21 protein-coding genes are annotated in these 26,808 nt (G+C 68.5%); 10 read left to right on the top strand and 11 right to left on the bottom strand.

Annotated elements, in window-relative coordinates; all coding sequences use genetic code 11:
- Positions 1-138: 138 nt before the first annotated feature.
- The 7 genes from PIB44_RS01325 to PIB44_RS01295 all read left to right on the top strand — a co-directional run bounded on the left by PIB44_RS01325 (position 139) and on the right by PIB44_RS01295 (position 5,481).
- Positions 139-564: an HIT domain-containing protein gene (locus PIB44_RS01325; RefSeq protein ID WP_278070164.1), complete on the top strand. Its 426-nt coding sequence runs from the start codon at positions 139-141 to the stop codon at positions 562-564.
- A gap of 128 nt (positions 565-692) precedes the next feature.
- Entirely contained in the window at positions 693-1,154 is a 462-nt protein-coding gene (gene sdhC / locus PIB44_RS01320; protein ID WP_278070163.1) for a succinate dehydrogenase, cytochrome b556 subunit, read from the top strand.
- A complete protein-coding gene (locus tag PIB44_RS01315) occupies positions 1,151-1,546 on the top strand; it encodes a succinate dehydrogenase, hydrophobic membrane anchor protein (RefSeq protein WP_278070162.1) in 396 nt (131 codons plus the stop codon). The genes sdhC and PIB44_RS01315 overlap by 4 nt, the downstream gene beginning before the upstream one ends.
- A 6-nt stretch (positions 1,547-1,552) precedes the next feature.
- Positions 1,553-3,337: a succinate dehydrogenase flavoprotein subunit gene (gene sdhA / locus PIB44_RS01310; RefSeq protein WP_024354434.1), complete on the top strand. Its 1,785-nt coding sequence runs from the start codon at positions 1,553-1,555 to the stop codon at positions 3,335-3,337.
- Between the two features lie 12 nt (positions 3,338-3,349).
- Positions 3,350-4,147 (top strand): succinate dehydrogenase iron-sulfur subunit, encoded by a 798-nt coding sequence (locus PIB44_RS01305; protein WP_024354433.1) that lies wholly within the window; start codon positions 3,350-3,352, stop codon positions 4,145-4,147.
- A 220-nt stretch (positions 4,148-4,367) separates the two neighbouring features.
- On the top strand, positions 4,368-4,688 hold the full coding sequence (locus tag PIB44_RS01300) for a 2Fe-2S iron-sulfur cluster-binding protein (protein WP_024354432.1): 321 nt from the start codon (positions 4,368-4,370) through the stop codon (positions 4,686-4,688).
- 1 nt (position 4,689) lies between these two features.
- Positions 4,690-5,481: a kinase gene (locus PIB44_RS01295; protein WP_278070161.1), complete on the top strand. Its 792-nt coding sequence runs from the start codon at positions 4,690-4,692 to the stop codon at positions 5,479-5,481.
- Positions 5,482-5,640: 159 nt separating this feature from the next.
- Here the strand turns inward: PIB44_RS01295 and PIB44_RS01290 are convergent, their stop codons facing one another.
- Together PIB44_RS01290 and PIB44_RS01285 are read right to left on the bottom strand one after the other, a co-directional pair.
- On the bottom strand, positions 5,641-6,495 hold the full coding sequence (locus PIB44_RS01290; protein ID WP_278070160.1) for an HAD family hydrolase: 855 nt from the start codon (positions 6,493-6,495) through the stop codon (positions 5,641-5,643).
- 54 nt (positions 6,496-6,549) lie between these two features.
- A complete protein-coding gene (locus tag PIB44_RS01285; protein WP_278070159.1) occupies positions 6,550-8,874 on the bottom strand; it encodes a PAS domain-containing sensor histidine kinase in 2,325 nt (774 codons plus the stop codon).
- A gap of 145 nt (positions 8,875-9,019) precedes the next feature.
- Between PIB44_RS01285 and PIB44_RS01280 the strand changes: the two genes are divergently transcribed.
- The gene (locus PIB44_RS01280) at positions 9,020-9,430 is read left to right on the top strand and encodes a metallopeptidase family protein (RefSeq protein WP_278070158.1); all 411 of its coding nucleotides are present in this window, start codon (positions 9,020-9,022) and stop codon (positions 9,428-9,430) included.
- Positions 9,431-9,468: 38 nt separating this feature from the next.
- On the opposite strand, the gene PIB44_RS01275 is transcribed toward PIB44_RS01280, so the two are convergent.
- From PIB44_RS01275 to PIB44_RS01245, 7 genes are all read right to left on the bottom strand, one after another.
- Entirely contained in the window at positions 9,469-10,236 is a 768-nt protein-coding gene (locus PIB44_RS01275) for a class I SAM-dependent methyltransferase (protein ID WP_278070157.1), read from the bottom strand.
- A 5-nt stretch (positions 10,237-10,241) separates the two neighbouring features.
- Complete coding sequence (locus PIB44_RS01270; RefSeq protein ID WP_278070156.1) at positions 10,242-11,639, bottom strand: RsmB/NOP family class I SAM-dependent RNA methyltransferase; 1,398 nt, start codon at positions 11,637-11,639, stop codon at positions 10,242-10,244.
- Entirely contained in the window at positions 11,636-13,600 is a 1,965-nt protein-coding gene (locus PIB44_RS01265) for a potassium transporter Kup (protein ID WP_025976492.1), read from the bottom strand. Before PIB44_RS01265 ends, PIB44_RS01270 begins: the two co-directional genes overlap by 4 nt.
- A gap of 75 nt (positions 13,601-13,675) precedes the next feature.
- Complete coding sequence (locus tag PIB44_RS01260; protein WP_025976491.1) at positions 13,676-14,428, bottom strand: DUF1223 domain-containing protein; 753 nt, start codon at positions 14,426-14,428, stop codon at positions 13,676-13,678.
- A 183-nt stretch (positions 14,429-14,611) separates the two neighbouring features.
- Positions 14,612-16,774, bottom strand: coding sequence for a prolyl oligopeptidase family serine peptidase (locus PIB44_RS01255; protein ID WP_376787752.1), 2,163 nt, complete (start codon positions 16,772-16,774; stop codon positions 14,612-14,614).
- A gap of 181 nt (positions 16,775-16,955) precedes the next feature.
- The gene (locus PIB44_RS01250) at positions 16,956-19,127 is read right to left on the bottom strand and encodes a prolyl oligopeptidase family serine peptidase (RefSeq protein WP_278070154.1); all 2,172 of its coding nucleotides are present in this window, start codon (positions 19,125-19,127) and stop codon (positions 16,956-16,958) included.
- A 109-nt stretch (positions 19,128-19,236) separates the two neighbouring features.
- A complete protein-coding gene (locus PIB44_RS01245; protein ID WP_278070153.1) occupies positions 19,237-20,040 on the bottom strand; it encodes a potassium channel family protein in 804 nt (267 codons plus the stop codon).
- A gap of 49 nt (positions 20,041-20,089) precedes the next feature.
- Between PIB44_RS01245 and dapF the strand changes: the two genes are divergently transcribed.
- Together dapF and PIB44_RS01235 are read left to right on the top strand one after the other, a co-directional pair.
- Complete coding sequence (gene dapF / locus PIB44_RS01240) at positions 20,090-20,992, top strand: diaminopimelate epimerase (protein WP_278070152.1); 903 nt, start codon at positions 20,090-20,092, stop codon at positions 20,990-20,992.
- An 87-nt stretch (positions 20,993-21,079) separates the two neighbouring features.
- Entirely contained in the window at positions 21,080-23,359 is a 2,280-nt protein-coding gene (locus tag PIB44_RS01235) for an NADP-dependent malic enzyme (RefSeq protein WP_025976486.1), read from the top strand.
- A 56-nt stretch (positions 23,360-23,415) separates the two neighbouring features.
- On the opposite strand, the gene PIB44_RS01230 is transcribed toward PIB44_RS01235, so the two are convergent.
- Both PIB44_RS01230 and PIB44_RS01225 read right to left on the bottom strand, forming a co-directional pair.
- Entirely contained in the window at positions 23,416-25,155 is a 1,740-nt protein-coding gene (locus PIB44_RS01230; RefSeq protein ID WP_278070151.1) for an AmpG family muropeptide MFS transporter, read from the bottom strand.
- A gap of 53 nt (positions 25,156-25,208) precedes the next feature.
- On the bottom strand, positions 25,209-26,741 hold the full coding sequence (locus tag PIB44_RS01225; protein WP_134581988.1) for a response regulator: 1,533 nt from the start codon (positions 26,739-26,741) through the stop codon (positions 25,209-25,211).
- Positions 26,742-26,808 lie beyond the last annotated feature (67 nt).

Here is a 26,808-nt window from a genome sequence, read left to right as displayed (position 1 = left end):
GGTCTCTCCAGTCGATATTGCGTGTGCGAAACGGTAGTCGCTGGAACGGCGGTCTAGACCTGTCGGCGGGTCGCGGCAAGCGTTCGGGGATACGGCTTTCGTCGTTGCGCCCCCCGCCGGCGGCTGTCACGGTTCCCCATGATCTCGCCTTTAGACTTCCGCGCCGATCCCGCCTTTGAGGCGGCCTCCGTCTTCGCCGCCGACTGGCCGCTGTGCCAGATCCGCTTTCAGGACGACGCCCGTTTCCCGTGGTTGATCCTGCTGCCCCGCGTCGCCGGGGCGGTGGAACTTGAAGACCTATCGCTCGCCCAGCGCGCCCTGCTCACCGAAGAAATCGTGCGGGCCGGGGCCTTGGTGCGCGAACTGGGCGCTCTGCGCGATCAATCGGCGGACAAGCTGAACGTCGCCGCCCTGGGCAATGTCACCGCCCAGCTTCACATTCACGTGGTCGGGCGTCGCCGTGACGATCCGCTGTGGCCTGACCCGGTCTGGGGGCGGCCGGGGGCGGTTCCGTGCACGACGGCGACGCGCCAAACGGCGCTGTCGCATATCGCAGCCTTTTGATTGGCGTTCGCAGGCAGAACTTGACGGGAATCGGCCCGCTTCGTTGACACCCCCCCGTCCGCGTCACTAAAGCCTGTTGCACTGCAATCCGGCCCTGAAATTCCTCGGGTTTTTTGAGAATCATTCGCATGTCGAACACTCCCCCGGCTGCGGGCGAAACTGGCGACCGGACGGGCCGCTACGTCCGTCACCCCAACGGGCACGTCGCACCGATGTCGCCCTTCACCGATATCTGGCGCTGGCACATGACCATGGTCGCGTCGATCCTGTTCCGCGTCACCATCGGCGCGGCCAGCGTGGGCGCAGTCCTGCTGCTGGGCTGGGTCGCCGCCGCCGCCTCGGGGCCGGACGCCTTCGCCTCGGTCGCCGCCGTCTCGGGCTCGCCGTTCGGCCTGTTCATGTGGTTCGGCCTGACGTGGGTGCTGTTCTCCTTCCTGCTGAACGGCGCCCGCCACCTGATCAACGACGCGGGTCGCGGCCTGACCATCAAGTCGGCCAACCTGCTGGCTCAGATCGCCGTCTGGGGCCCGATCGTCCTGGCCGTCCTGTTCTGGGTCGTGCTGTTCGCTGCTGGAAAGGTTTCGCTGTGAGCGCCGCCCCCAAGTTCAAGAACAATGTGAAAATCTCCGAGCGCCACGGCGCCTCGGAATGGAAAGTCGAGAAGCTGGCGCTGCTGGCCCTGATGCCGCTGGGCCTGTGGGTCCTGTCGTCGGGCTTCACCCTGGCCGGCGCCGATTACGGCGCGGTCGTCGCCTGGTTCGGCAGCACGCTGAACGCCGGGCTTGCGGCCGTGACGGCGGTGGTCTTCTGCCTGTTCGCCAGCCTGGCCTGGAAGGTGATCATCGAGGACTACGTCCCCGCCGGTTCCCGCTCCGGCCTGATCCTGGTTTCGAACCTGGTCTTCCTCGTGCTGGCAGCCGCCAGCATCTTCTTCATCGTGCGTCTGGCGCTGGGCTCGGCCCCGCTGCCGGCCGGAGTCTGATCCGCCATGGCTGCTTACGAGCTTATTGATCACGAATACGACGTCGTCGTCGTCGGCGCCGGCGGCTCGGGCCTTCGCGCCGCTCTTGGCGCCGCCCAGCAGGGCCTGAAGGTCGCCTGCGTCACCAAGGTCTTCCCGACCCGCTCCCACACCGTGGCGGCGCAAGGCGGCATCTCCGCCTCGCTCGGCAACATGGGCGAGGACAGCTGGCAGTGGCACATGTACGACACCGTCAAGGGGTCGGACTGGCTGGGCGACCAGGACGCCATCGAATACCTGGTCCGCAACGCGCCCCAGGCCGTCTATGAGCTGGAACACTGGGGCGTGCCCTTCAGCCGCACCGACGAAGGCAAGATCTACCAGCGCGCCTTCGGCGGCATGACCCGCAACTTCGGCGAAGGCCCGGTGCAGCGCACCTGCGCCGCCGCCGACCGCACCGGTCACGCCATCCTGCACACCCTGTACGGCCAGTCGGTCCGCCGGGAAGTGAAGTTCTTCGTCGAATACTTCGCCCTGGACCTGATCATGCAGGACGGCGCCTGCACCGGCGTCACCGCGCTTCAGCTCGACACCGGCCAGCTGCACCAGTTCCGCGCCAAGATGGTGGTGCTGGCGACCGGCGGTTACGGCCGCGCCTATTTCTCGGCCACCTCGGCCCACACCTGCACCGGCGACGGCAACGCCATGGTGCTGCGCGCCGGCCTGCCGCTGCAGGACATGGAGTTCGTGCAGTTCCACCCGACCGGCATCTACGGCGCCGGCTGCCTGATCACCGAAGGCGCACGCGGCGAGGGCGGCTACCTGACCAACTCCGAAGGCGAGCGCTTCATGGAGCGCTATGCGCCGACCGTGAAGGACCTGGCCCCGCGCGATATGGTCAGCCGCTCCATGACCATCGAAATCCGCGAAGGCCGCGGCGTGGGCCCGAACAAGGACCACATCTTCCTGCACCTGGATCACCTCGATCCGGCCGTGCTGCACGCGCGCCTGCCGGGCATCTCGGAATCGGCCAAGATCTTCGCCGGCGTCGACGTGACCAAGGAGCCGATCCCGGTCATCCCGACCGTCCACTACAACATGGGCGGCATCCCGACGAACTATCACGGCGAGGTGCTGACGCTGCGCGACGGCAACCCCGACAGCGTGGTGCCGGGCCTGATGGCCGTGGGCGAGGCGGGCTGCGTCTCGGTGCACGGCGCCAACCGCCTGGGCTCCAACTCCTTGACCGACCTGGTGGTGTTCGGCCGCGCCGTCGGCCTGCGCTGCGGCGAGGTCGTGGACAAGAACTCGGCCGTGCCTTCGGCCTCCAAGGCCCAGACCGACCAGCACATCGCGCGCCTGGACCGCTTCCGCAACGCCTCGGGCTCGACCCCGACGTCCCACCTGCGCCTGGACATGCAGCGCGCCATGCAGGCCGACGCGGCCGTGTTCCGCACCGGCAAGACCCTTGAAGAAGGCGTGGCCAAGCTGCGCTCGATCGAGGCCGCCGGCGCCGACATCAAGACCACGGATCGCGGCCTGATCTGGAACACCGACCTGGTCGAGACGCTGGAATACGACAACCTGATCTCGCAGGCCCTGGTGACCATCGAAGGCGCGCTGAACCGCACGGAATCGCGCGGCGCCCACGCCCGCGAGGACTTCCCCGATCGCGACGACGAGAACTGGATGAAGCACACCCTGGCGTGGAAGCGTCCGGGCGAAGGCGTCCAGATCGATTATCGCCCGGTGCACAAATACACGATGACCGACGAGGTCTCTTACATCGAGCCCCGGGCTCGGGTGTACTAAGGAGGATTGCAGATGGTTCAGCTCAACCTCCCGCGGGGCTCCAAGCCCACGACCGGCAAGGTCCACAAGGCCCCGGCCGGCGCGAAGAACGTCAAGACCTACAAGGTCTATCGCTACGACCCGGAAACGGACGCCGATCCGCGCTGGGACGTCTATGAAGTCTCGGCCGACGATCACGGCCCGATGCTTCTGGACGCCCTGATCCACATCAAGAACGAGATCGACCCCACCCTGTCGTTCCGCCGTTCGTGCCGTGAAGGCATCTGCGGCTCGTGCTCGATGAACGTCGACGGCCGCAACGCCCTGGCCTGCACCAAGGGCTGGGCTGAGTGCTCGTCGCACAACATCACCATCGCCCCCCTGCCCCACCAGCCGGTGGTGAAGGACCTGGTGACGGACCTGTCGCTGTTCTACGCCCAGTACGACTCCATCCAGCCCTACCTCCAGTCCGACCTGCCGGATCCGGAGAAGGAGCGCCTGCAGTCGCCGGAAGACCGCGAAAAGCTGGACGGCCTTTACGAGTGCATCCTGTGCGCCTGCTGCTCGACCTCGTGCCCGAGCTACTGGTGGAACCAGGAAGAGTATCTCGGCCCGGCGGCCCTGCTGCAGTCCTATCGCTGGATCGCCGACAGCCGCGACGACGCCACCCAGAAGCGCCTCGACGACCTCGAGGACCCCTTCAAGCTGTATCGCTGCCACACGATCATGAACTGCGCCCAGGTCTGCCCCAAGGGGCTGAACCCGGCCAAGGCGATCGCCGAGACCAAGAAGCTGATGGTCTCGCCGTCGCGCAAGAAGACCGCCGCCTGATCCAGCCGATCAGGCTAAAACTGAAAGCCCCCGGCGCCGCTGACGCCGGGGGTTTTTACTGACCGCCTTGTCCTAAAGCGAAATCGGTTCACATGCGATCGCATGTGAACCCAGATATTCGCTCAAGATGTTGATTTTGTACCATTGATCTAGGTTCGGATTCCGAACCGATAATGGTCTAAGGCTTGCCAAGCCTGCATCCAGGGTTAAGACCGCTTCCATGCCCAAGATCACCTACATCGAGCACGACGGGACCGAGCATACGGTCGAGGTCAAGAAGGGCCTGTCCGTCATGGAAGGCGCAATCCGCAACAATGTGCCGGGCATCGACGCCGATTGCGGCGGGGCCTGCGCCTGCGCCACCTGCCATGTCTATGTCGATCCGGACTTCGCCGCCGAGACGGGCCGTCCCTCGGCGATGGAGGAGTCCATGCTGGACTTCGCCGAGAACGTGGAGCCGAACAGCCGCCTGTCCTGCCAGATCCGCGTCACCGACGATCTGGACGGCCTGATCGTCCGCCTGCCGCAAAGCCAGCACTGACATGGTCGACGCCCGGCTGCTGGACGCGGTCGGGTCTCTGATCGCGGCCCAGGCGCGGCCGGACCACATCCCCCTGATCGGGATCGCGGGGGCCCAGGGCTCCGGCAAGACCACCTTGGCGCGCGCTGCGGCGGAACGCTTCAGCGCAGCGCATCTGTCGCTGGACGACGTCTATCTGACGAAAACGGAACGCCAGACCCTCGCTCGCGAGGTCCATCCCCTGTTCGCCGTGCGCGGCCCGCCAGGAACGCATGATCTGGCCTTGCTGGACGCCACGGCCGCCGCCCTGCGCGCCGCGAGGCCTGACAGCCGCACGCCCCTGCCCGCCTTCGACAAGCTGACGGACGACCGGGCGCCGGAAGCATCGTGGCCTGTGTTTGCGGGCCGGCCGTCGGCGGTGCTGATCGACGGCTGGTGTCTGAGCGCGACGCCGCAGGCTGAGACGGAGCTGGGCCTGCCGATCAATGCTCTGGAAATCGAACGCGATGGCGACGGGACATGGCGGCGCGCCGCCAACGCCGCCTTGGCCGTCGCCTACGCCGAAACTTTCGCCCGCTTCGACGCCATCCTGTTCCTGAAGGCCCCATCCTTCGACGCGGTGCTCGACTGGCGCTGCGAACAGGAGGCGGGCCTGATTGGCCTGCCCCTCGCTGAACTGCCGCCCGCGCGGCGCGCCGAACTGGCCGTCTTCATCCAGCATTTCGAGCGCATCACCCGTCATATGCTGGCCGGCGGGGTGCGGGCGGATGTGACGGTTGCGCTGGATAGGCAGCGTCGTCCCTTCTCCCCTTGAGGGAGAAGGTGGGCGCCGGAGGCGCTCGGATGAGGGGTGTCGGCGCCTAGGCGAGCCGTTGAAGCCCGGCAGAAGATCAAACTTCCAGGCCGGGCGCTCACCCCCCTCATCCGTCAGGCTTCGCCTGCCACCTTCGCCCACAAGGGGAGAAGGAAAGAGTCAATCCGCCGGCATGCGGCCGTAGGTGACGGCCATGCGGCCGATCAGACCCTTGACGATCAGGTCGACCGGCGAGCCTTCGCGATAGTCGCCCGCCGCGACGAAGTTGACGCGGTCCTCCGAGATCAGGCGATGGATCTTGTCGTGGTCGCGCGGTGTGCTGTCGGGATCATAGACGGCGATGGAGAAGCCGCCCTTGGTGTGCATCATCTTCATGGTCGGCACGTCGGTGTCGCCGTCGCCCAGGAAGATCATCCGGTCGAACGGAATGGGCCGCTCCTCGTCGGGGATGAAGCGGTTGATGCGCTCGTCCTCCCAGTGGTTGTGCACGCCCTTGTTGATGCGAAACAGATACTGGGTCTTGGTCGTGTAGTTGACGCCCACGGCGGGCCACACCGCCACGTCGTCGGCGTCATAGGCGTATTTCGAAGCGAACACGTGAGTGAAGGCCTCGGCGATGGGGCAGCCCTCGATCATCTCGGTCAGGCCCGCCGAGATGATGTAGTGCTCGATCTCCAGACCATATTGGTCGCCGAAGGCGTTCATGCGGTCGAACCAGCTGCGGTCGCGCAGACCCTCGAACAGGGCCACGTCGCGCCCGTGGTCGCGCAGCGTCTGGCGCGTCACCGGCGTGCCCTGCTCGCGCGCGGCCAGCAGCATCATCTGCATGTACATCAGGATGCCGTCGCCGTCGGCGGCGATGGTCCGGGGTCGGACGGTCTCGTTCCAGAACTGGGCCGGCGTCATTCCGATCGAGGGGATGAAGCTGACCTCCTGCATGTTCCCCCGGGCCAGCGTCCCGTCGAAATCATAGATGATGGCGGTCTTGAGCAGGGGGCGGGGCGTGTTGGCCATGAAAGCGTCCTGGGAAGGCTTGGACACGCCCTCTAGCACGGCTGGCCGGCCATATCAGCCCAGCAGCAGCTCCGGCGCCGCGGTCGGCGCCTCGGCCTCGATCGGCAGGTGCAGGATGAAGGCCGCGCCCTTGCCCGGTTCGGACTGGACCTCGGCCCAGCCGCCGTGCAGTTCGACCAGGGCCTTGACCAGAGCCAGGGCCACGCCCGGCCCGCCGCGCTCGCGCCGCACGAAGCGGTCGAAGACGTGCGCCTGCAGGTGATAGGGGATGCCCCGGCCGGTGTCCTCGACGCGGATGCGCACCTCGTTCGGTCCGGCCTCGGCGCTCAGGCTGACGGCGCCGCCTTCGGACACCGCCCGGCAGGCGTGCTCCAGCAGGTGATCGACCGCCTGGGCGATGCGGCGGGCGTCGGCGCGGATCGGCTGAAGCCCCGCCGGGCAGGCCAGATTCAGCGTCGCCCCGCGGCCCTCGACCTTGGGCCGGATCCGCTCGGCCGCCTCGTCCAGCAGGTCGCAGACCCGCACGTCGCCCAGCGTCAGCTCCATCTCGCCCGCGTCGATCTGGGCCATGTCCAGCACGTCGTCGATGGAGCGGGCCAGATGGCTGGCCGCCACGCGGATGGCCCCGGCGTGCTGGCGGCTGCGCTCGGGCAGGTCGCCCATCGCCTCCAGCAGTTCGGAATAGCCGACGATGGTCGTCAGCGGGGTGCGCAGCTCATAGGAGACGCTGCCCACGAACTCGCGTTTCAGCGCCTGGCTCTCGGCCAGAGCGGCTTCCTTGGCCGCCAGCGCCTGCTCCAGCCCGCGCCGGGCCGTCACGTCCGAGAAGGCGACCAGGGTCGCGCCGTCCGGCAGGGGACGGGTCTGCCAGGCGGCGCTGCGGCCGTCCTCGGTGCGGCCCTCGCCCGCGATCGGCACCCGGCTTTCGGGATCCGGGTCGGCGACCCGCGCCTTCAGCCCCAGCCACAGGGCCGCGTCGGGCAGGACCGGGCGGCACAGGGCGGCCACGGCGTCGAAGTCGCCCGCCTCGTTCAGCCGTTCGCCCGACACCCCCCAGAAGGTCTCGAACGCCTCGTTGTGCAGCCGCAGCCGCCCGTCCGAACCGAACACGGCCACGGCGTCGTTCAGCTTGTCCAGCGTCGCGCGCTGGACCTGGATCTGGGCGTTGTAGCGGCTGCGCAGCTGCAGCTCGCCGGTGATGTCCGAGAAGATCAGCAGGATGCCGCCCAGCGGGTGCGGCTGGCGCACCACCCGCAGCGTCCGCCCGTCGGGCAGGGACCAGCTGTCGTCCGGCGAGGCCTGGGCGGCGCCGTAGAAATCCAGCTCATCCGCCTTCCAGCGGGCGTAGTCGACGACCTCGGGCAGCAGCCGCTTCTGGCGCAGCCGGTCCAGCAGTTCGGCGTGGGTCGGCCGCTCGTCCAGCCACGCCGGGTCGACCCCGAACAGCGACTGGAAGGCGGTGTTGTGGAAGGCCAGCCGCTTGGACGGGCCGAAGATGGCCACAGCGTCGGCCAGGTGGTTCAGCGTCTCGTCATGGGCTTCGACGTGGCGGCGCAGGGTGTCCCGCGTCTCCTCGGCCTCGGTCATCTCGATGGCGAAAGCGATCACGGCGCCGCGCCCGCCCGCCAGCGGCTCGGCCAGGATCTTCCACGCCCGGCGCCGTCCGCCCGCCGTGGTCCAGCGAAAGCCGTCCTGACGCGCGTTCAGGCGCAGGGCCTCGGCCACCACCCCGTCGGCGCCGCGGTCGAAACTGAGCCCCCGCTCGCGCGCCTCGGCCAGGGTCTCAGCCCCCGTCTCGGCCAGCCAGGCGCTGTTGGCCCAGACCAGCCGCCCGGCCCCGTCTACGACCCAGGTCGGCGCCGGAGACTGTTCGGCCAGAACCCCCGCCCCCACGGCGCCGTCCAGTCCGCCCTCGCCGCCGACCCCGGTCAGGCGCGACAGCCGCAGCCAGGCCGCCCCCCCATGTGGCCGCCCCTCGACCGCCCAGGCGCCCTGCGGCGTCTCCATCAGGGTCTCGAACGCCTCCCCGGCCTGAACCAGCGCCTCCATGCGCCCGGTGTGCAGACCGGTCAGGACCTCGACCACGCCTTGCGCCGCCGCCAGCCCCTCAAGGCCGGGCGCCAGCGCCGACAGGGCCTCGGCCGAACCGAACACCGCCTGCGCCTCGCCCTTCGGGCTCAGGGCCAGCCGCACGTCGTCGAACGCCGTCAGGGCCCCTTCGCTGGCCGCCGCCGAGGCCTGGGCGCCGCCCAGCCAGCGCTCGATCTCGACCTCGCGCGCGCCCAGCCGCGCGCGCAACCGCCAGGTCCAGGCGCTGATCGCCAGCGCCAGACCGGCCGCCCCTGCGGTGGCTGCATAAGCGATGTCGGCCTCGGCCATAGGTCCCCGGATGATGCGTCGCTGCGGCGGCCGCCGAGCGTCAGCGCGCCGACCGATTCGCGTTTACCATAACCTGATTGCGCGATTTGCGATGCGGCGTCGCCGCCGATTGCGGGACCGGCCGCGCCGGGCGATATCCTTAGCCATGAGCCAGACCTGGACCGATCAGACCGCCCCCTCCCTGGACGACTTCGCCCGCCTGGCGGAAGAGGCCTTCGCCGCCCTGCCCGACCTGTTCCGCCAGGCGGCCGGGGACGTCGTCATCCGCATCGACGACTTCGCCGACGAAGACACCCTGCGCGACCTGGAGATCGAGGACCCGTTCGAACTGACCGGCCTTTATTCCGGCGTCCACATCGGTGAGCGGGACAGCATGGGCCCGGCGCCCGAGCCGTCGCGCGTCTTCCTGTATCGCCGGCCGATCCTCGATGAATGGTGCGAACGCGGCGACGTCGGCCTGGCCGAGATCATCGCCCATGTCCTGATCCACGAGATCGGCCACCACCTGGGCCTGGACGATGATCAGATCCACGCCATCGAAGATGATGATGACTGAGGCGGGTGCGGGACCGCTGATGCAGAGCGGCGGCTGAGCTAGGCGCGGCGGGCTTCGAAGGTGATGACTTCGTCATCGCGACGGGGCGGCCGTCCATGCTCGTAACCGCCCGAGATGATAATGCCGACGAACCCCGTCGCAGCCAAAGCCAGCCGCATTTCCTCGACGCCCCACCAGCGCAGGCCGAACAGCTCCAGCTCCGACGCAGTCAGACGACCATCCGACCATTGATCATAGCGCAGATGCGAGACGACCGTCTGGTTCAGCAGATCGGAATCGACGCGCTCTTCGGTCAGGGTCAAAACGTCGCCGTTCCTGTCGGTCCACCGCCGGGTCGACCCCGGCGGCGCCAGGACGGCGCTGACCGGATCAAGGTCGAGGATCAGACGCCCGCCCGGCGCCAGATGATCGTGAAGACGCTTCAGCACCGCCAGACCTTCCTGCGCCGTGGCGATCAGCTGGAACGATCCGGCAGGCAGGATGGCGGCGCCGAACCGCGTCGCATAGGCGAAGTCGTCAAAACGGGCGACGGACAGGTCCGCCTTCAGGCCGCGTCTGGCGCACGCCGCCCGGCACAGCTCCAGCATGGCTTCGGAAGCGTCAAAGCCGACGACGTCCAACCCGGCTTCCAGCAGGGGAACCAGCACGCGGCCCGCCCCGACGGCGGGCTCCAGCACGGGTCCCTCGCATCCTTTCAGCCGCGCGGCGTAGAACTCCACATCACCGAAAGATCGGCCGGCCGGCTTGTCCAGTTCATAGACCCGGGCGGCCAGACCGGCGTAGCGATTGCTCAGGACGTCCGCCATCGACCTCAGCCTGCGATCCGCTCCAGCTTGGCCGCGAAGAAGCCGTCCAGCCCCCCCTTTTCCGCCCATTGCGACGGCAGGATGCGCAGCCAGCCTTCGGGCGTCAGGGCCTCGTCCGGGGCGCCGACCTCGGCGGGAACGGCGGCGACGGTGCGGAAGGCCGGGTTGCGGCGCAGGAAGGCGATCACCTGCGTCTCGCCCTCTTCGCGCTCCAGCGAGCAGACGCAATAGACCAGACGGCCGCCCGGCTTGACCTTCGCGGCGGCGGCGTCGAGCAGGCGATGCTGCACATCGGCCAGCTTGGCCACGTCGGCGGGGCGGGTGGCGCGCAGGACCTCAGGGTTGCGGCGATAGGTGCCGGTCGCCGTGCACGGCGCGTCCAGCAGGACGGCGTCGAACGTCCGCTCGTCCTCCCAGTCCTCGGCCGGGACGGCGACGACCTCGGCCGTGAGGTTCATGCGCTCGAAATTCTGGCGCAGACGTTTCAGACGCGCCTCGGAGCGGTCCAGCGCCACGACGTCAGCCCCGGCGGCGGCCAGTTGCAGCGTCTTGCCGCCCGGCGCGGCGCACAGGTCCAGCGCCGTCTCGCCCGGCTTGACGGCCAGCAGGCGCGCGGGCACGGCGGCGGCGGCATCCTGCACCCACCAGTCGCCCGCCTCGAAACCGGGCCAGGACGCGACATCGCCGCGCTTGCCGGTGCGGACCGTGCCGCCGGGCAGCACCTCGCCCTCGACAGAGGCCGCCAGCTCGGCCGGGTCGACGCCCGGCTTGGCCGTCAGGTCGGTCGCCGGCTCTTCCCGCGTAGCCAGGGCCAGGCCGATCAGGGAACCTTGGCCATAGGTCGCCTTCCAGCGCTGGGCCAGCCAGTCGGGCAGGTTGGATTCAGCGGTCGTCAGGCCGGGACCGTCGCGGCCGACGCCGCGCAGCACGGCGTTGACCAGATTCTTGTAGGGCCGCGTCTTGGGATCGCGCTCGGCCAGCTTCACCGCCGTCGACACGGCCGCGAAGGCGGGCGTCTCCAACACCAGGGTCTGGGCCAGGGCGATGCGCAGGATCGTCATGACCGCCAGCGGCGGAGCCTTTTGCAGACGGCGCTCAAGGATCTGGTCGATCTCGCCCAGACGGCGCAGGGCCGCCATCGCCACGGCGCGGGCGAAGGCGCGGTCCTGCGGCGGCAGGTCGCGCGCGGGCGACTGCGACAGGGCCTCGTCCAGCCCCGTGCGCTTCTCCAGCGCCGCGTTCAGCAGGACGCCGGCGACCAGACGCGCCTCGACGCCGATGTCGGCGTGCGGGTCGTCCGCGACCGGGCGCGGCGCCGGCTCACGGCGCGGGCCGCGCGCCTTTTCGGCGATACGGCGGCCGCGCGCGGCGGAGCTCCGGCCCTTGGGCGCGTCCCCGCTCACACCGACACCTGGGTGCCAAGCTCGACCACGCGGCCGGGCGGAATACGGAAGAAGTCGGTCGGATTGGCGGCGTTACGCATCAGGAAGATAAACAGTTTGTCCTGCCACAGAGGCATGCCCTGACGGGCGGTGGGAACGACGGACCGGCGGCCCAGGAAGAAGCTGGTCGACATGATATCGAACTTCAGCCCCTGCTTGCGGCACAGGGCCAGGGCGCGCGGCACGTTCGGCGTCTCCATATAGCCGAAGGTCAGCGTCAGGCGCTTGAAATCATCGCTGATCGGCTCGACCGCCACCCTTTGCAAGTCCGACACGCGTGGTCGGTCGGACGTGTGCACCGTCAGGATGATGTTCTTCTCGTGCAGCACCTTGTTGTGCTTGAGGTTGTGCATCAGGGCCACCGGCGCGACCTCGGCGTCCGAGGTCAAGAAGATGGCCGTGCCCGGCGCGCGGTGCGGCGGGCGGGCGCGCAGCATCTCGATCAGATCGGTCAGCGGCAGGCTGTCCTTGCGCGTCTTGTCGGTCAGGATCTGCGTGCCGCGCACCCAGGTCCACATGAGCATGACCAGACCGCCGCCCAGCACCAGCGGCATCCACGCCCCGGCCGGGATCTTCAGCAGGTTCGAGGTCAGGAAGACCGCGTCGATGAAGCCGAACGGCACCAGGGTCAGCAGGATGGCCCACATCGGCCACTTCCACTTATGCCGCACGACGGTGAAGGACATCAGGGTGTTGACCATCATGGTGCCGGTCACCGCCACCCCATAGGCGGCCGTCAGATTGTGCGAGGACTGGAAGGTCACCAGCACGAACAGCACGCCCACCATCAGCAGGCTGTTGATCGCGGGCACATAGATCTGGCCGGCCTGGGTCTCGGAGGTGTTGCGGATGTCCAGACGGGGCAGCAGGCCCAGCTGCACCGCCTGCTGCGTCACCGAGAAGGCGCCGGTGATGACCGCCTGACTGGCGATCACCGTGGCCGCCGTCGCCAGCAACAGCATGGGCCAGTAGACCAGCTGCGGCACCATGTTCCAGAAGGGGTTGTTCGCCGCGCCGGGGTGGGACAGCAGGAAGGCGCCCTGCCCCAGATAGTTTAGCGTCAGACACGGCAGGACGATGAACAGCCACCCCTGGCGGATCGGCGACTTGCCGAAATGCCCCATGTCCGCATACAGCGCCTCGGCGCCGGTGACCGCCAAGAAGACGCTGCCCAGGATGACGAAGCCCAGGAAGCCGTCGGCGACCAGCAGCTTGATCCCGTAATAGGGCGACAGGGCCTTCAGGATCGACAGGTCATCGAAGATGTGCGCCACGCCCATCAGGCCCAGCGACAGAAACCACACCAGGGTGATGGGGCCGAAGAACTTCGCCAGCCCCGCCGTGCCGCGCGACTGGACCAGGAACAGGGCGATGAGAATGCCCGCCGCCAACGGCAGGATGAAGGGATCGAGGCGTCCATTCAGACCCGGCGCCTCCTGCAGGCCCTCGATGGCCGACAGCACGGAAATGGCCGGGGTGATGACGCCGTCGCTGTAGAACAGAGCCGCGCCGCAGACGCCCAGGATGAACAGCCAGGCGCTGCGTCGGCCGATGGCGTGCTGGGCCAGGGCCATCAGGGACAGGGTGCCGCCTTCGCCCTTGTTGTCGGCCCGCATCAGGAACATGACGTATTTGAACGTCACCACCACCATCAGGGCCCAAAAGGCCAGGGAGACGACGCCGATGACGGCCAGATCGCCGTCGACGCCCTTCTGGGCGTGGCCGATGGCTTCGCGCAGGGCGTAGATAGGGCTGGTGCCGATGTCGCCGAACACCACGCCGATGGCGCCCAGGATCAGGGCGCGGCGGCCTGCCTTGCCCCCAGGGCCCGGCGAACCCCCGGCGGCGGGAGGCGGGGCGTGGGCGGGGGATGAGGCGTTGGCGTTAGGCGCGGCGTCGCCGCGGGGCGTGTCCCCGACCATGCATTGTTCTCCGGGTCGCGCGAGGAGGCGTGCCCATCAAGAGCCGCGGGCCTTTAGACCTTTTCCGTCAGCGCTTCAATCGCGCCCGGGTTCCGGCCGCGCCGCCGAGGACAGGATGCGACGGTCGTCCTTGGCCTGAAGCAGGATCACCACACCCTCGTCCGCCCCCGCCTCGACAGGCAGCGGAAACAGCACCGGGCGTCCGTTCCAGTCGCCCAGACGGCGCACCTCGCGCACGACATTGACGTGGGTCACCGCGCGGCCCCGGTTGTCGCCGCCCTTGACCTCGACCGTCTGCTGCCCCGGCCGATATACCACGGCGACGACCTCGGCCCCGCCCTGCGGCGCCCGGCCGGAGCCGACGCCGACGCGGTCGCCGGTCTCGCGGAACTCGATCTCGGGCGGCCAGCCGCGACCGCGCGCCTCGGCCTCGACGGCGGCCTTCAGCTCCGGCGAGCGGGCGCCCGAGACATGACGGCGCCCGTCGATCACCACCTGGGGCGTCGAGACGTTTCTCAGCTTCAGCGCCTGACGATAGGCGCGCTGGCGTTCGGCGAACTCTGGCCGGGCGAAGGTGTCGGGCCAGCCCAGATAGTCCCAGTAGTCGACGCCATAGGTCAGGACGATCACGCCCGGCTCGGCCGCCACGCTTTCGACGGTGCGGTTGGCGTCGGGGCAGCCGGCGCAGCCCTGGGCGGTGAACAGTTCGACCACTACCGGCTGGACCGGGGCGTCACGCTCGCGCGACGGCGCGGCGGCGACGGCCAGCAGGCCTGCGCCCGCGACCACCGCCGTCATCCCGTACCTGAACAGGCCCCGTGCCATCATGGGCGCGATCCTATCCCTTCGGCCCGAGAACGCCGCTCATAAATGCGTGAGCGGAAAAAGAGGAAACGTCATCCCGGAAACGGCGCAGCCGCTATCCGGGACCGCCCGGGAACGTCGACGTCGCGTCTCCGGCGGTCCCGGCTCTCCGCTCTGCTGCGGCGGGATGACGTGTCGGCGAACAGATTAATCCATCAGCTGTTGGGCCAGATAGACGTAGTGGCGCGCCCAGCGGCGGGCGTTGGCGACCGGATCCGCGTCGTTGGAGTGGCCGCCCGCCGTGTCCTCGAAATAGAGATGATCGTGGCCCTGGTCCCCCAGACGCGCCGCGAACTTGCGGGCGTGGCCCGGATGGACCCGGTCGTCGCGCGTATTGGTCGTGATGTAGACGCGCGGGTATTTCACCTCCGGCCGCAGCTGCTGATAGGCCGAATAGCGGGCGATGAATTCGGCGTCGCCCGGAATGCGCGGATCGCCGTACTCGCCCATCCACGACGCGCCCGCCGGCAGTTCTTGATAACGCAGCATGTCGATCAGAGGGCTTTCGATCACGGCCGCATTGAACAGCTCCGGATGCTGGGTGATCGACACGCTGGTCAGAACCCCGCCGTTGGAGCGGCCGTAGATGCCCAGATGGCGCGGGCTGGTGATCTTGCGCTGCTCCAGATCGCGCGCCACGGCGGCGAAGTCGTCGAAGGCGCGCTGGCGGTTCTCGCGCAGGGCCGCCTGGTGCCAGCCGGGGCCAAACTCGCCGCCGCCGCGGATGTTGGCCTGAACGAAGACGCCGCCGTTCTCCAGCCACAGCTTGCCCATCTCGGGCTTGTAGGCGGGCGGGAAGCTGGCCTGGAAGCCGCCGTAGCCGAACAGGATGGTCGGGCCGGTTCCGTCCATCGCCAGGTCTTTGGGTCGAGTGACGAAGTAGGGAATCTTGGTCCCGTCGGTCGAGGTCGCCTCGAACTGCTCGACCACATGGGTCGAGGCGTCGAACTTGGCCGGGGCCGACTTCAGCTCGGTCAGGGCGCCCGTCGAGACATCGGCGAGGCTGAGCGTCGGCGGCGTCAGGAAACCCTGCGTCGAGACGAAGACCTGCCCCTTGGCCTTGGAGCTGTCGCCCAGGCCCACGGCGCTGTTGGCCGGCACGGCGATGTCGGTGGCGGTCCAGCCGTCGGCGGTCGGGGTGAAGCGCTTCAGCGCGCCGACGACGTTGTCGGCGATGACGGCGACGAGGCTGTTCTCGAACACGCTGACGTTCTGCAGCGACTGGCGCGGGCCGGGCGCGAAGATGGTCGCGGCCTTGGCGTCGATGCGCACGTCCTGACGCGGCTGGCCCAGCATGCCCAACGGCAGAGCCAGAAGCGAGCCGGAGGCGTAGTCGTGGCCGTCGAAGCTCCAGGCCTGCTCGGGCGAAAAGACCAGCTTGCCGTCCAGCACGCCCTGAACGCCCACGCGCTCGGGCAGGGCCAGCTGATGCGGCTTGCCGTCCGAGCCCAGCATCCAGGTTTCCGAACGGAAGGTGTCCAGCGGACGGCTGAACAGCACGGCCTCGACCGCGCCGGCCTTGTCGCGGAAGACGCGGGGGCTGACGCCATAGCCGCCGTCGCCCTGCTGGCCGCGATGGACCTCGGTCGCGTGTTCCAGCGGATGACCGCGCTTCAGCGACTTGATGATGAAGGGATAGCCCGACTCCGTCAGGCTGCCGGGGCCGAAGTCGGTGGCGATCAGCAGGGTGTCGCGGTCCAGCCAGGAAATGCGGTGCTTGCCTTCGGGGATGACGAAGCCGCCGTCCACGAAGGTCTTGGTCGTCAGGTCGAACTCGCGCACCGTCACGGCGTCCATGCCGCCGTTCGACAGATTGACCAGGCAGCGGGTCTCGTCCGGCGCCAGGCAGTTGGCGCCCTTGAACACCCAGTCCTGGCCTTCGGCCTTGGCCAGGGCGTCGATGTCCAGCAGGGTCTCCCACTGCGGCTGGGCGGTGCGATAGCTGTCCAGCGTCGTGCGGCGCCAGACGCCCTTGGGATTGGCCGCGTCCTGCCAGAAGTTGCCGAGGCCCTCGCCCAGGAAGCTGACGCCGGGGATGCGGTCAGTGGCCGTCAGGATGGCTTCGGCCTGCTGGCGGAACGGCTCATAGCGGCGGTCGCCGGTCAGGGCGGCCAGGGCCTTTTCATTGGAGGCGGCGACAAAGGCGCGGGCCTCGGCGCCGTCCACCTCTTCCAGCGCCAGATGCTCGTCGGCGGCCTTGACCCCTTCGGGCGACAGGTCGCGCGGGAAGTGCGGCGGCGGGGTCGCGGCCGAGGCGGCCGTGGGGTCGATAGGCGCGCCCTCGGCCAGGGCGGGGGCGGCGGCCAACATCAGGGTCGGCAAGGCGACGGACAGGAACAGGGTTTTCACAATCTTCTCCGTTCATCCCCGCGGAGGCGGGGACCCAGTGCTTTGGCTCGATCAGCCGCCTTCAGAGTTCTCGCCCGCGCCCAGGCCGAGCGCGGGGCTCAAGCCTGGGCCCCCGCCTCCGCGAGGGTGAGCGGGCGGGGTCTTATCGCTGCGCCGGCTGATCCATCAGCCGCCGGGTCAGATAGGTGTATTCCAAGGCGATGCGGCGGGCCGTCTCGCGCAGGTTGGCGCCGGCCGCGTGGCCGCCGTCGGTGTTCTCATAGAAGAGCACCGGATAGCCCAGCGCCTCCATCCGCGCCGCCGCCTTGCGGGCGTGGCCGGGGTGGACGCGGTCGTCCTTGGTCGAGGTGTGGATGAAGACTTCCGGATAGGGCTGACCCGCCGCCAGCTTCTGATAGGGCGAGTATTGTTCGATCCAGGCGCGCTGCTCCGGGATGTCCGGGTCGCCGTATTCGCCGATCCAGCTGGCGCCGGCCAGCAGCTTGTGGAAGCGCAGCATGTCGAACAGGGGCACCTGAATCACGGCCGCATTGATCAGGTCCGGGCGCTGGGTCAGCATGGCGCCCATGAACAGCCCGCCCTGCGAGCCGCCCATGACGCCCAGGTGCGGCTGGCTGGTGATCTCGCGCGTGATCAGGTCCTGAGCCACGGCCTGGAAGTCCTCATGCGCGCGCTGGCGATTTTCCTGCTGGGCCGCCTGGTGCCACTTCGGGCCGAACTCGCCGCCGCCGCGCGTATTGGCGATGACGTAGACGCCGCCCCGCTCCAGCCACAGCTTGCCGACCGTCGGCGAATAGCCGGGCAGCAGCGACGACTGGAAGCCGCCGTAGCCGTACAGCAGCGTCGGGTTCGACCCGTCCAGCGCCATCGCGTCCTTGTGGACGACGAAATAGGGGATCATCGTCCCGTCGGCGCTGCGGGCCTCGAACTGATCCACGCGCATGCCGCTGGCGTCGAACTTGTCCGGCAGGGCCTTGGTCAGATCGACGGCCCCGGTCGCCGCATCGGCCAGATAGAGGCTGGACGGGTTGAGATAGCCGGTGACGCTGACGAAGATCTTGTCGTCGCGCTCGGAGGCCGAGCCGACGCCGACCGAGACGTTCTGCGGCAGGTCCAGACGCGTGCGGCTCCAGTCGGCCGGGTCGTAGACATAGACCGAGCCGCGCACGTTCTCGTACAGGGCGACGACCAGCTTGTTGCGGGTGGCGTTGATCCCCTCGACCGCCTCGCGCTCGCCGGGGCGGATGACCAGACGTGCGGTCGCCTTCGGATCGGCCAGCCATGCCTGCAGGTCCCAGGCGATGACGTCGCCGGTCTTGAATTCCTGACCCGACGGCGCGGTCCAGTCCTGATCCGTCGTCACCACCAGCTGTCCGGCGACCAGGGCGTTGATGTTGGACTTGAGCGGCAGCTCCAGCTTCGTCGTCGAGCCGTCGGCGTTCAGGCGCCAGGTCTCGCTCTCATAGAAGTTGATCCCCCGGTTCAGCAGCACCGCCTGCACCACGCCGTCGGCGTCGCGCAGGGTGTAGCCGGACACCGAGACGTCGGTCTTCTGGCCGGCGAAGACCTCGACAGCCTGATCGATCGTCTGGCCGCGCTTCATCAGGCGCACGGTGCGCGGATAGCCGGAGTCCGTCAGCGAGCCCTCGCCGAAGTCGCGCGAGATCAGCAGGGTGTCCTTGTCGATCCAGCTGGCGCCGCCCTTGGATTCCGGCAGGCTGAAACCGTTTTCCACGAAGGTGCGCGTCACGCTGTCGAACTCGCGCAGGGTGACCGCATCCTTGCCGCCGTTCGACAGGGAGATCAGGCAGTAGCGCTCTTCAGGCGGCAGACAAGTCGCGCCCTTATAGACCCAGTTGGCGCCCTCGGCCGCCGACAGGGCGTCGAAGTCCAGGATCGTCTCCCACTGCGGCGCATCCGTGCGATAGCTGTCCAGCGTCGTGCGGCGCCAGATCCCGCGCACGTGTTCGGCGTCCTGCCAGAAGTTGTCGATATGGCCGTCGTGGGTGAAGCCCGGCGAGGGGATGCGGTCGCGCGACTGCACCAGCTCCAGCGCCTGCTGGTGCAGCGCCTCATAGCGCGGATCGCCCTGCAGCACGCCCAGCGAGGTCTCGTTGTGCGCCTTGACCCAGTCCATGGCGCGCTCGCCCTCGACCTCCTCCAGCCACAGATAGGGGTCGGTCGCGTCGCTGGTCGCGAAGCCCGGCGCGGTAGAGGCGACACTGGTGGAAACGGAAGCTTGGGCCATGGCGACAGGTGCGGCTCCGGCGGCAAGGGAAAGGACGGCGACAGACGCCAGGGTGCGGATGATCATGGGTGTCCCCCAACGGACGAATGTTTCGCCGGGCACCTTGGCGACGCCGACGACGAGGGGCAAGCGTCAGTCATATTACCGGCGCGTAATCTTCGGCCGCCGGATCAAATCAGTCGCCGTCGTCGGGGATGCACAGGATCTGGCCGCAGGCCTTGCAGTGGACGGCGTCCGGATCATGCTTCTGCAGGCCGCAGGTCGGACAGGGAAACTTCACCTTGTGCGGCCGGATCAGGGTCTGGGCCAGGCGGATGAACAGGGTGATGCCCACCAGCATGACGACGATGGAGATGACCCGGCCCCAGTTGCCCGGCAGGGTGATGTCGCCGAACCCCGTCGTCGTCAGGGTGGCCACGGTGAAGTAGAGCGCGTCCAGATAGCCGTTGATATGCTCGGCCTTGCCCCGGAAATAGGCGTAGACGAAGCCGGTCGTCACGAAGACGAAGGTGATCAGCGCGGCCAGGGCGCGGGTGATCTCCTCCACCCGGGTGTCGTCGAACCGGCGGCCGATGGTGCGCCAGAACAGGTCGCTGTTCAGCAGGCTCCAGAACCGCAGCAGCCGCAGGAAGCCGAAGTTGGCCAGCCAGGCCGGAAACAGCAGGGTCGCCAGGACGAACAGATCGATCCAGACGATCGGCTTCTTCAACCAGTCGCGGACATCGGAATAGGCATAGGCCCGCGCCGCCAGGTCCAGCCCCAGGATGGCGGCGATGAAATAGTCGGCGACATAGAAGACCCAGCCCGCCTCCTTCAGGATCGGCGCCGCCAGAAAGAAGCCGATGATGATCAGATCGACCAGAATGACCATCAGGCGGAACTTCACCGCCGCCGGCTGGGCGCCGTGATAGAGGTAACGCAGGCGCGCCCTCAGTCTCAGGCCGTCGGGTCTGGCGGTTTGGCTCTGATCGGAAGTCATCGTCGCCAGCGATACATGAACCGGCGCAAAATCCTATATGAAGAGCATCATGAGTGAACCCGCCCGCCCCTACATCCGCATGAACGGCGCCGGAAACGCCTTCATCGTCGTCCAGGCCTTCGAGCAACCCTTCCACCCGACGGCGGACCAGGTGCGCGCCCTGGCCGACCCGGCGGCGGGTCTGGGCGGCTTCGATCAGCTGATCGGCATCGAACCATCCGAGACGGCCGACGCCTTCATGCGGGTATGGAACGCCGACGGCTCGATGGTCGAAACCTGCGGCAACGCCCTGCGCTGCGTCGGCTGGCTGATGCTGGAGGCGACCGACAAGGAAGAGGTGGTGATCGACACCCTGAGCGGGCCGACCACCGCCCGTCGCGCCGCATCCTCTCTTCCAGGCCGCGTCGGGTCGGGAGATCCCGCAGGGTCGACGACCGCGGCCCAGCATCAAGTCACGGTGGATATGGGCGCCCCCCGTCTGGATTGGTATCAGGTGCCCCTGTCCGAAGAGATGGACACGCGCGGGATCGAGCTTCAGGTCGGACCGATCGACGCACCCGTGCTGCACACGCCCGGCGCTGTTTCTATGGGCAATCCCCACGTGGTCTTCTTCACCGATCGGCAGGACGACGCCTTCGTGCGCGGCTCCGGCTCGCTGGTCGAGCGCCACCCGCTGTTCCCTGAAGGGGTCAATGTCGGCTTCGCCCACGTCCTGTCGCCCGATCACATTCGGTTGCGGGTCTGGGAGCGCGGGGCGGGCCTGACCCTGGCCTGCGGCACCGGCGCCTGCGCCGCCCTGGCGGCCGCCGCGCGGCGCGGCCTGACCGGGCGAAAGGCCGTGGTGACGGTCGATGGCGGCCAGCTGACCATCGATTGGGACGAGGCTACGAACCACGTCTTCATGACCGGTCCGGTCCAGGTCGAAGGCGCCGGTTTCCTGCCCGAAGCCTGACCATTGCGTCTTGACCCAGCGTCAGCGGTTGTCGGCGACGGCCCCACCCTCTAGGAACGAGACGCGCCTGCCCTTGCCGAGATTAAAATGCCCGAATTGACCGACAAACAGACCTTCTCAGACGACGACGCTCTGGAGTTCCACAGCGATCCGATCCCGGGCAAGATCTCCATGGCCCCGACCAAGCCGATGGCGACTCAGCGCGACCTGTCGCTGGCCTATTCGCCGGGCGTGGCCGTGCCGGTTCTGGCCATCGCCGCCGATGCGGACAAGGCCTACGACTATACCGCCAAGGGCAATCTGGTCGCGGTCATCTCGAACGGCACCGCCATCCTGGGCCTGGGCAATCTGGGCCACATGGCCTCCAAGCCGGTGATGGAAGGCAAGTCGGTCCTGTTCAAGCGCTTCGCCGACGTCGACAGCTTCGACGTCGAGGTGAAGACCACGGACCCGGACGAGTTCGTCACCGTGGTCAAGAACATCGGCGACACCTGGGGCGGCATCAATCTGGAGGACATCAAGTCCCCCGAATGCTTTGAGATCGAAGCCCAGCTGCAGGACCTGCTGGACATCCCCGTCTTCCACGACGACCAGCACGGCACCGCCATCATCTCGACCGCCGGCCTGATCAACGCCTGCCACATCGTCGGCAAGAAGCTGGAAGACGTGAAAGTCGTCCTGTCCGGCGCCGGCGCGGCGGGCCTGTCCTCCATCGCCCTGATGAAGGCCGCCGGGGTCAAGGCTGAGAACACCGTCATCTGCGATCGTCAGGGCGTGATCTACAAGGGCCGGGACAACGTCTCCCAATGGCAGGCGGCGCACGCCACCGACACGCCGCACCGCACCCTGGCCGAGGCCATGGTCGGCGCCGACGTGGTGCTGGGCCTGTCGGCCAAGGGCGCGATCACCAAGGAGATGGTCGCCTCCATGGCGCCCAATCCGATCATCTTCGCCATGGCCAACCCCGACCCCGAAATTACGCCCGAAGACGTCAAGTCCGTGCGTTCGGACGCCATCATGGCGACGGGCCGGTCAGACTACGTCAACCAGATCAACAACGTCCTGGCCTTCCCCTATCTGTTCCGCGGCGCGCTGGACGTGCGCGCGCGGCAGATCAACCACGAGATGAAGATCGCCTGCGCCCACGCCCTGGCGGCGCTGGCGCGCGAAGACGTGCCGGACGAGGTCGCCGCCGCCTATCGCGGCCGCAAGCTGAAGTTCGGTCCGGAATACATCATCCCGACGCCGTTCGATCCGCGCCTGATCTGGTACATCCCGCCTTTCATCGCCCAGACGGCGATGGACACCGGCGTGGCGCGCAAGCCGATCGAGGACATGGACGCCTATCGCATCAGCCTGCGCCAGCGGGTCGATCCGTCGGCGGCCCTGATGCAGAAGATCCAGGCCAGCGTGCGCTCGGGTCCGAAGCAGCGCGTCGTCTTCGCCGAGGGCGAGGAGCAATCCGTCATCCGCGCCGCCTGGGCCTTCAAACAGGCCGAACTGGGCACGCCCATCCTGGTCGGCCGCGAGGAACTGATCCGTCAGAACGCCGCCGAGGCCGGTCTGAGCTTCGATGAGTTGGGCATTGAGATCATGAACGCCCGGATTTCCGAGCGGAACACCGATTACGTCGACTGGCTCTACGCCCGCCTGCAACGCCGCGGCTATCTGCGCCGCGACGTCCAGCGCATGATCAATCAGGACCGCAACTATTTCGCCGCCGCCATGGTCGCGCGCGGCGAAGCGGACTGCATGGTCACCGGCGTGACCCGCAATTTCAACATGGCCCTGAAAGAGGTCCGCCGCGTCCTGGACGTCAAGGACCGGATGATCGGCCTGTCGATCCTGCTGGCCAAGGGGCGCACCCTGTTCGTGGCCGACACCTCGATCCACGAACTGCCCGACGCCGCCGAACTGGCCGAGATCGCCGTCAAGGCCGCCGCCACGGTCAAGACCCTGGGCCGCAAGCCGCGCGTCGCCTTCCTCAGCTATTCGACCTTCGGCGACCCGCCGGGCGCGCGTGGCGAAAAGGTGCGCGAGGCCATCCGCATCCTGGACGGCATGGGCGTCGATTTCGAATATGAAGGCGAGATGCCCCCGGCCCTGGCGCTGAACTCCGAAGCGCGGGCCAACTATCCCTTCATGCGTCTGACCGGCGACGCCAACGTCCTGGTCATGCCGGCTATCCATTCGGCCGCCATCTCGACCCGCCTGGTTCAGGCCCTGGGCGGCGCCACGGTGATCGGCCCGCTGCTGGTGGGTCTGGAGAAGTCGGTGCAGATCGTGCCCCTGGGCGCCTCGGTCGGCGAGATCATGACCGCCGCCACCTTCGCCGCCTACGCCGAAGGGGTGGAAATCGAGGACTGACCCCCTCGCCATCGCGACACCGTTCAGAGGCGGCCTTCGGGCCGCCTCTTTGCGTTTCAGGCGCCGGGCGCTTCTTCCGGGGCGGCCGCCTTCTTCTGCTCGGCGATCAGGCGCGCATGACGCGGCGCGACGTAGAAGGCCAGCAGAATGGCGAACACGCCGATGACCGTCGAATACAGGAAGAAGGTGACGTAGCCCGCCCCCAGGCCGGCCGGTGAAACCCCGCTCTTGGCCGCGCCTGCGACCAGAGATTCCGGCGGCAGGGCGTGAAACAGGCCCTTCAGCGCCCCCAACGGTCCCCCGGCGTCGGCCGCCCGCGCCGAGGCCTCGACGATCTTGCCGGACTGGGACGCGATCAGCTTGCCCGGCAGGGCGTACAGCGAGCTGAACAGGGCGTACTGGGTCGCGGTGAAGCCGATCGACGTCAGGCTGGACATATAGGCGATCAGCGCCGTCCCGGCGTAGCCGGTGGCGAGGTTATCCACGCCGATGGAGACGAACAGGGCGGTCAGATCATGCCCCTGGGTCGCCAGCCAGGCGAAGACCAGGTTCGACACCGGGCTCATGAAGGCCCCGACCACCATGGTCCGGATCAAGCCGAAGCGGGCGACGGACCAGCCGCCGATGAAGACGCCCAGCGACATGGCGACGACGCCGAACAGCTTTCGCACCTCGCCGATCTCGATCAGGCTGAACCCCAGGTCGATGTAGAAGGGGTTCATGATGTTCAGCACGAAATCCGCCAGGCGATAGAGGCAGATCAGCGCCAGGATCGGCCCGGCCAGCCTGCCGAAGCGGACGAAGAAATCCTTCAACGGCGCGCCGAACGACCCCGCCAGATAGGCGCCCGGACGGGTGCGCCAGCCCGGCACCGGCGCGCAGGCGAAGAACAGCAGGCCGAAGCCCAGCACGATCCAGGCGAACTGGATCAACACCCCGCCGCCCCCGCTTTCAGCCAGCCCCGCGCTCAGGACGGCCAGAACCGCTTCGGGCAGGACCGCGCCGAAGGCCCAGGCGAAGGCGTCGATCTTGTCGGTCAGTCCTGTGCCGATCAGCACCGCCGCGACGAAGATCAGGCCGAGGCGCACCACCCATTCGATCTTCTCGGCCACGGGACGGGACGGAATGTCGGAGACGGGAATGGCGCGCACGACGTGCTGCTTCTCGCGCGGCGCCAGCAGGACGCCCATCACGCCGACGCCCATCAGGGCGGCCATGATCGCGTAGGACAGGTTCCAGTTGTAGAACTGCGCCAACGCCAGAGGCACGAAGCCGGCGACGATCTGAGCGACGCGATAGCCGAGCTGGTAGGCCGCCGCCATCGCGCCCTGACGGCTGTCGTCCACCGCCTCGATACGCCAGGCGTCGATCGCGATGTCCTGGGTCGCGCCGAAGAAGCCGACCATCACGGCGAAGGCGGCCACGGCGCCCAGGGACGTCTGCGGATTGGAGCCCGAGATCAGCCACAGGCCGGCGATGATCACCACCTGGGTCGCCAGCATCCACGACCGCCGATGCCCCAGCCAGCGCGTCAGGCCGGGAATATTGGTGCGGTCCAGCAGCGGCGCCCAGACGAACTTCAACGCATAGGTCAGGGTGGCCAGGGCGAAGAAGCCGATCATCTCCAGCGTCACGCCCGCGTCGCGCAGCCAGGCCGACAGGGTATCGTAGATCAGCAGGTTCGGCAGGCCCGCCGCGAACCCCAGCAGCAGCATGGCCATCGGCCGCCGCTCGCCATAGACGGCCAGCCCCCCGAAACGTCCGGCAGGCGCGTTGGGCGTCTTGGTATCAATCATACGTGGCTCCGGCGGGCGCCGCCGGGCGATACGGACGACGAACTACTGGCAGATCAGGAAGCCGCGACCTTGGCGCGGTTGGCCCCGTTCGTCCAGCGGGCCAGCGCGCTTCGCAGAGCGTCCGCCTCCAGCGGCTTGGACAGGTGGTCGTCCATGCCCGCCGCCAGACAGGCGGCGCGGTCCTCGGCGAAGGCGTTGGCGGTCAGGGCGATGATCGGCGTCTGGTCGCCGCGGGCGCGCAGGGCGCGCGTCGCGCCGGGCCCGTCCAGACGCGGCATCCGCATGTCCATGAAGACCAGATCGAAGCGCGCCGCCTTCATCGCCTCCAGCGCCTCATGCCCATCGGCGGCTGTCTGAACGACGCAGCCCTCGCGACGCAGCAGGGTCCTGGCCAGCAGCGCGCCGACCGGATTGTCCTCGACCAGCAGGACCCGCACGCCCTTGAAGGCGACATGGGCGACCCGGTCGTCGTCGCCGGATCGAACCGGCGGCGCGGCAACGCCCCGGCGCGGCGCCAGCGCCCCCAGCACCTGCTCGGACAGCGAGGCCCGGCGCAAGGGCTTGATCAAATAGCCGCAGAAGCCGGCTGCTCGGTAGCGGCTGATCAGATCCCGCTCGTTCGGGCGAAGCAGAATGATGGACTGGCCCTGAACCGGCTTGGCCGCCAGCGCCCCTACGTCGGCGCCGGCATGATCCACCAGAGTCACCTGCGCCTGACGCGCCACCCGCCCGCCGGAGGCTTCGATCTGGTCGGCCGCCGCGCGTCGCACGAAGGGATCGGGCGTGCGGATCGCCACCGCCAGCTTGGCCAGCGGCCGCGCGCGCGGCGTGGCGCCGGGCGCGAGCGGGAAGGCGGCTTCGAAACGGAACCGGGCGCCGGCGCCTTCGGGGCGGTCCTCGACCACGACGGCTCCGTCCATGGCGCGGGCCAGGCGCCGCACCACCGCCAGGCCCAGGCCCGCGCCGTCGAAGCGGGCGGCGTCCGAGGCGTCGGCGTGGCCGAACTCTTCGAAGATGCGGCTGCGCGCCTCTTGCGGCACGCCGGGTCCGGTGTCGTCAACGATGAAGGCCAGCCGCACGGGCGCGCCGTCCCGCGGTTCGCCCACCGCTTCGACCGCCAGACGCACCCCGCCCCGGTCGGTGAACTTCACGGCGTTTCCAGCCAGGTTGAACAGGATCTGCCGCAGACGGCCCTCGTCGGCGACGATGTCGGGCGCGTCGGCGGCCACCGACCAGACGATCTCCAGCCCCTTGTCGTGGGCGCGCGGACTGAGCAGTTCGGCCACGCCCCGAACCAGGCCTTCCAGGTCGACCGGCGCCGGATCGAACTCCAGCGCCTCGGCCTCCAGCCGCGCGTAATCCAACAGGTCGTTGACCAGGCCCAACAGATGCTCAGCCGACTTCTGCGCCGCCTCGGCATAGGCGCGCTGCGCCCCGTCCAGCCGCGTGCGCGACAACAGGCCGAGCATGCCGATCACCCCGTTCAGAGGCGTGCGCATCTCATGGCTCATCAGCCGCAGGAACTGCTGTTCGGGGGAGGCCCCGTCCGCAGGCGCGTCGGACGGCCCCGCTCCCAAGCCGGACATGGCTGGCAGGAGCGCGTTCTGCGACGGTTTGCGGCGGGTCTGTCCCATAAGGCCACGCTAGGCCTCC

The sequence above is a fragment of the Brevundimonas sanguinis genome (assembly GCF_029636725.1).
In the GTDB taxonomy this organism is placed as follows: domain Bacteria; phylum Pseudomonadota; class Alphaproteobacteria; order Caulobacterales; family Caulobacteraceae; genus Brevundimonas; species Brevundimonas sanguinis.
The sequence above is the reverse complement of the archived record's forward strand: the minus strand, read 5'-3'. Positions and strand labels throughout refer to the sequence as shown.

Bases quoted from the DNA above. Each gene is read 5' to 3' on its own strand.
- PIB44_RS01230 (WP_278070151.1), bottom strand. From the start codon at position 25,155: ATGATTGATACCAAGACGCCCAACGCGCCTGCCGGACGTTTCGGGGGG.
- PIB44_RS01245 (WP_278070153.1), bottom strand. From the start codon at position 20,040: ATGACTTCCGATCAGAGCCAAACCGCCAGACCCGACGGCCTGAGACTG.
- PIB44_RS01285 (WP_278070159.1), bottom strand. From the start codon at position 8,874: ATGGCCGAGGCCGACATCGCTTATGCAGCCACCGCAGGGGCGGCCGGT.
- PIB44_RS01255 (WP_376787752.1), bottom strand. From the start codon at position 16,774: ATGTTGGCCGCCGCCCCCGCCCTGGCCGAGGGCGCGCCTATCGACCCC.
- PIB44_RS01265 (WP_025976492.1), bottom strand. From the start codon at position 13,600: ATGGTCGGGGACACGCCCCGCGGCGACGCCGCGCCTAACGCCAACGCC.
- PIB44_RS01260 (WP_025976491.1), bottom strand. From the start codon at position 14,428: ATGATGGCACGGGGCCTGTTCAGGTACGGGATGACGGCGGTGGTCGCG.
- PIB44_RS01295 (WP_278070161.1), top strand. From the start codon at position 4,690: ATGGTCGACGCCCGGCTGCTGGACGCGGTCGGGTCTCTGATCGCGGCC.
- sdhA (WP_024354434.1), top strand. From the start codon at position 1,553: ATGGCTGCTTACGAGCTTATTGATCACGAATACGACGTCGTCGTCGTC.
- PIB44_RS01235 (WP_025976486.1), top strand. From the start codon at position 21,080: ATGCCCGAATTGACCGACAAACAGACCTTCTCAGACGACGACGCTCTG.
- PIB44_RS01225 (WP_134581988.1), bottom strand. From the start codon at position 26,741: ATGTCCGGCTTGGGAGCGGGGCCGTCCGACGCGCCTGCGGACGGGGCC.
- PIB44_RS01280 (WP_278070158.1), top strand. From the start codon at position 9,020: ATGAGCCAGACCTGGACCGATCAGACCGCCCCCTCCCTGGACGACTTC.
- dapF (WP_278070152.1), top strand. From the start codon at position 20,090: ATGAGTGAACCCGCCCGCCCCTACATCCGCATGAACGGCGCCGGAAAC.
- PIB44_RS01300 (WP_024354432.1), top strand. From the start codon at position 4,368: ATGCCCAAGATCACCTACATCGAGCACGACGGGACCGAGCATACGGTC.
- PIB44_RS01325 (WP_278070164.1), top strand. From the start codon at position 139: ATGATCTCGCCTTTAGACTTCCGCGCCGATCCCGCCTTTGAGGCGGCC.
- PIB44_RS01290 (WP_278070160.1), bottom strand. From the start codon at position 6,495: ATGGCCAACACGCCCCGCCCCCTGCTCAAGACCGCCATCATCTATGAT.
- sdhC (WP_278070163.1), top strand. From the start codon at position 693: ATGTCGAACACTCCCCCGGCTGCGGGCGAAACTGGCGACCGGACGGGC.
- PIB44_RS01275 (WP_278070157.1), bottom strand. From the start codon at position 10,236: ATGGCGGACGTCCTGAGCAATCGCTACGCCGGTCTGGCCGCCCGGGTC.
- PIB44_RS01305 (WP_024354433.1), top strand. From the start codon at position 3,350: ATGGTTCAGCTCAACCTCCCGCGGGGCTCCAAGCCCACGACCGGCAAG.
- PIB44_RS01250 (WP_278070154.1), bottom strand. From the start codon at position 19,127: ATGATCATCCGCACCCTGGCGTCTGTCGCCGTCCTTTCCCTTGCCGCC.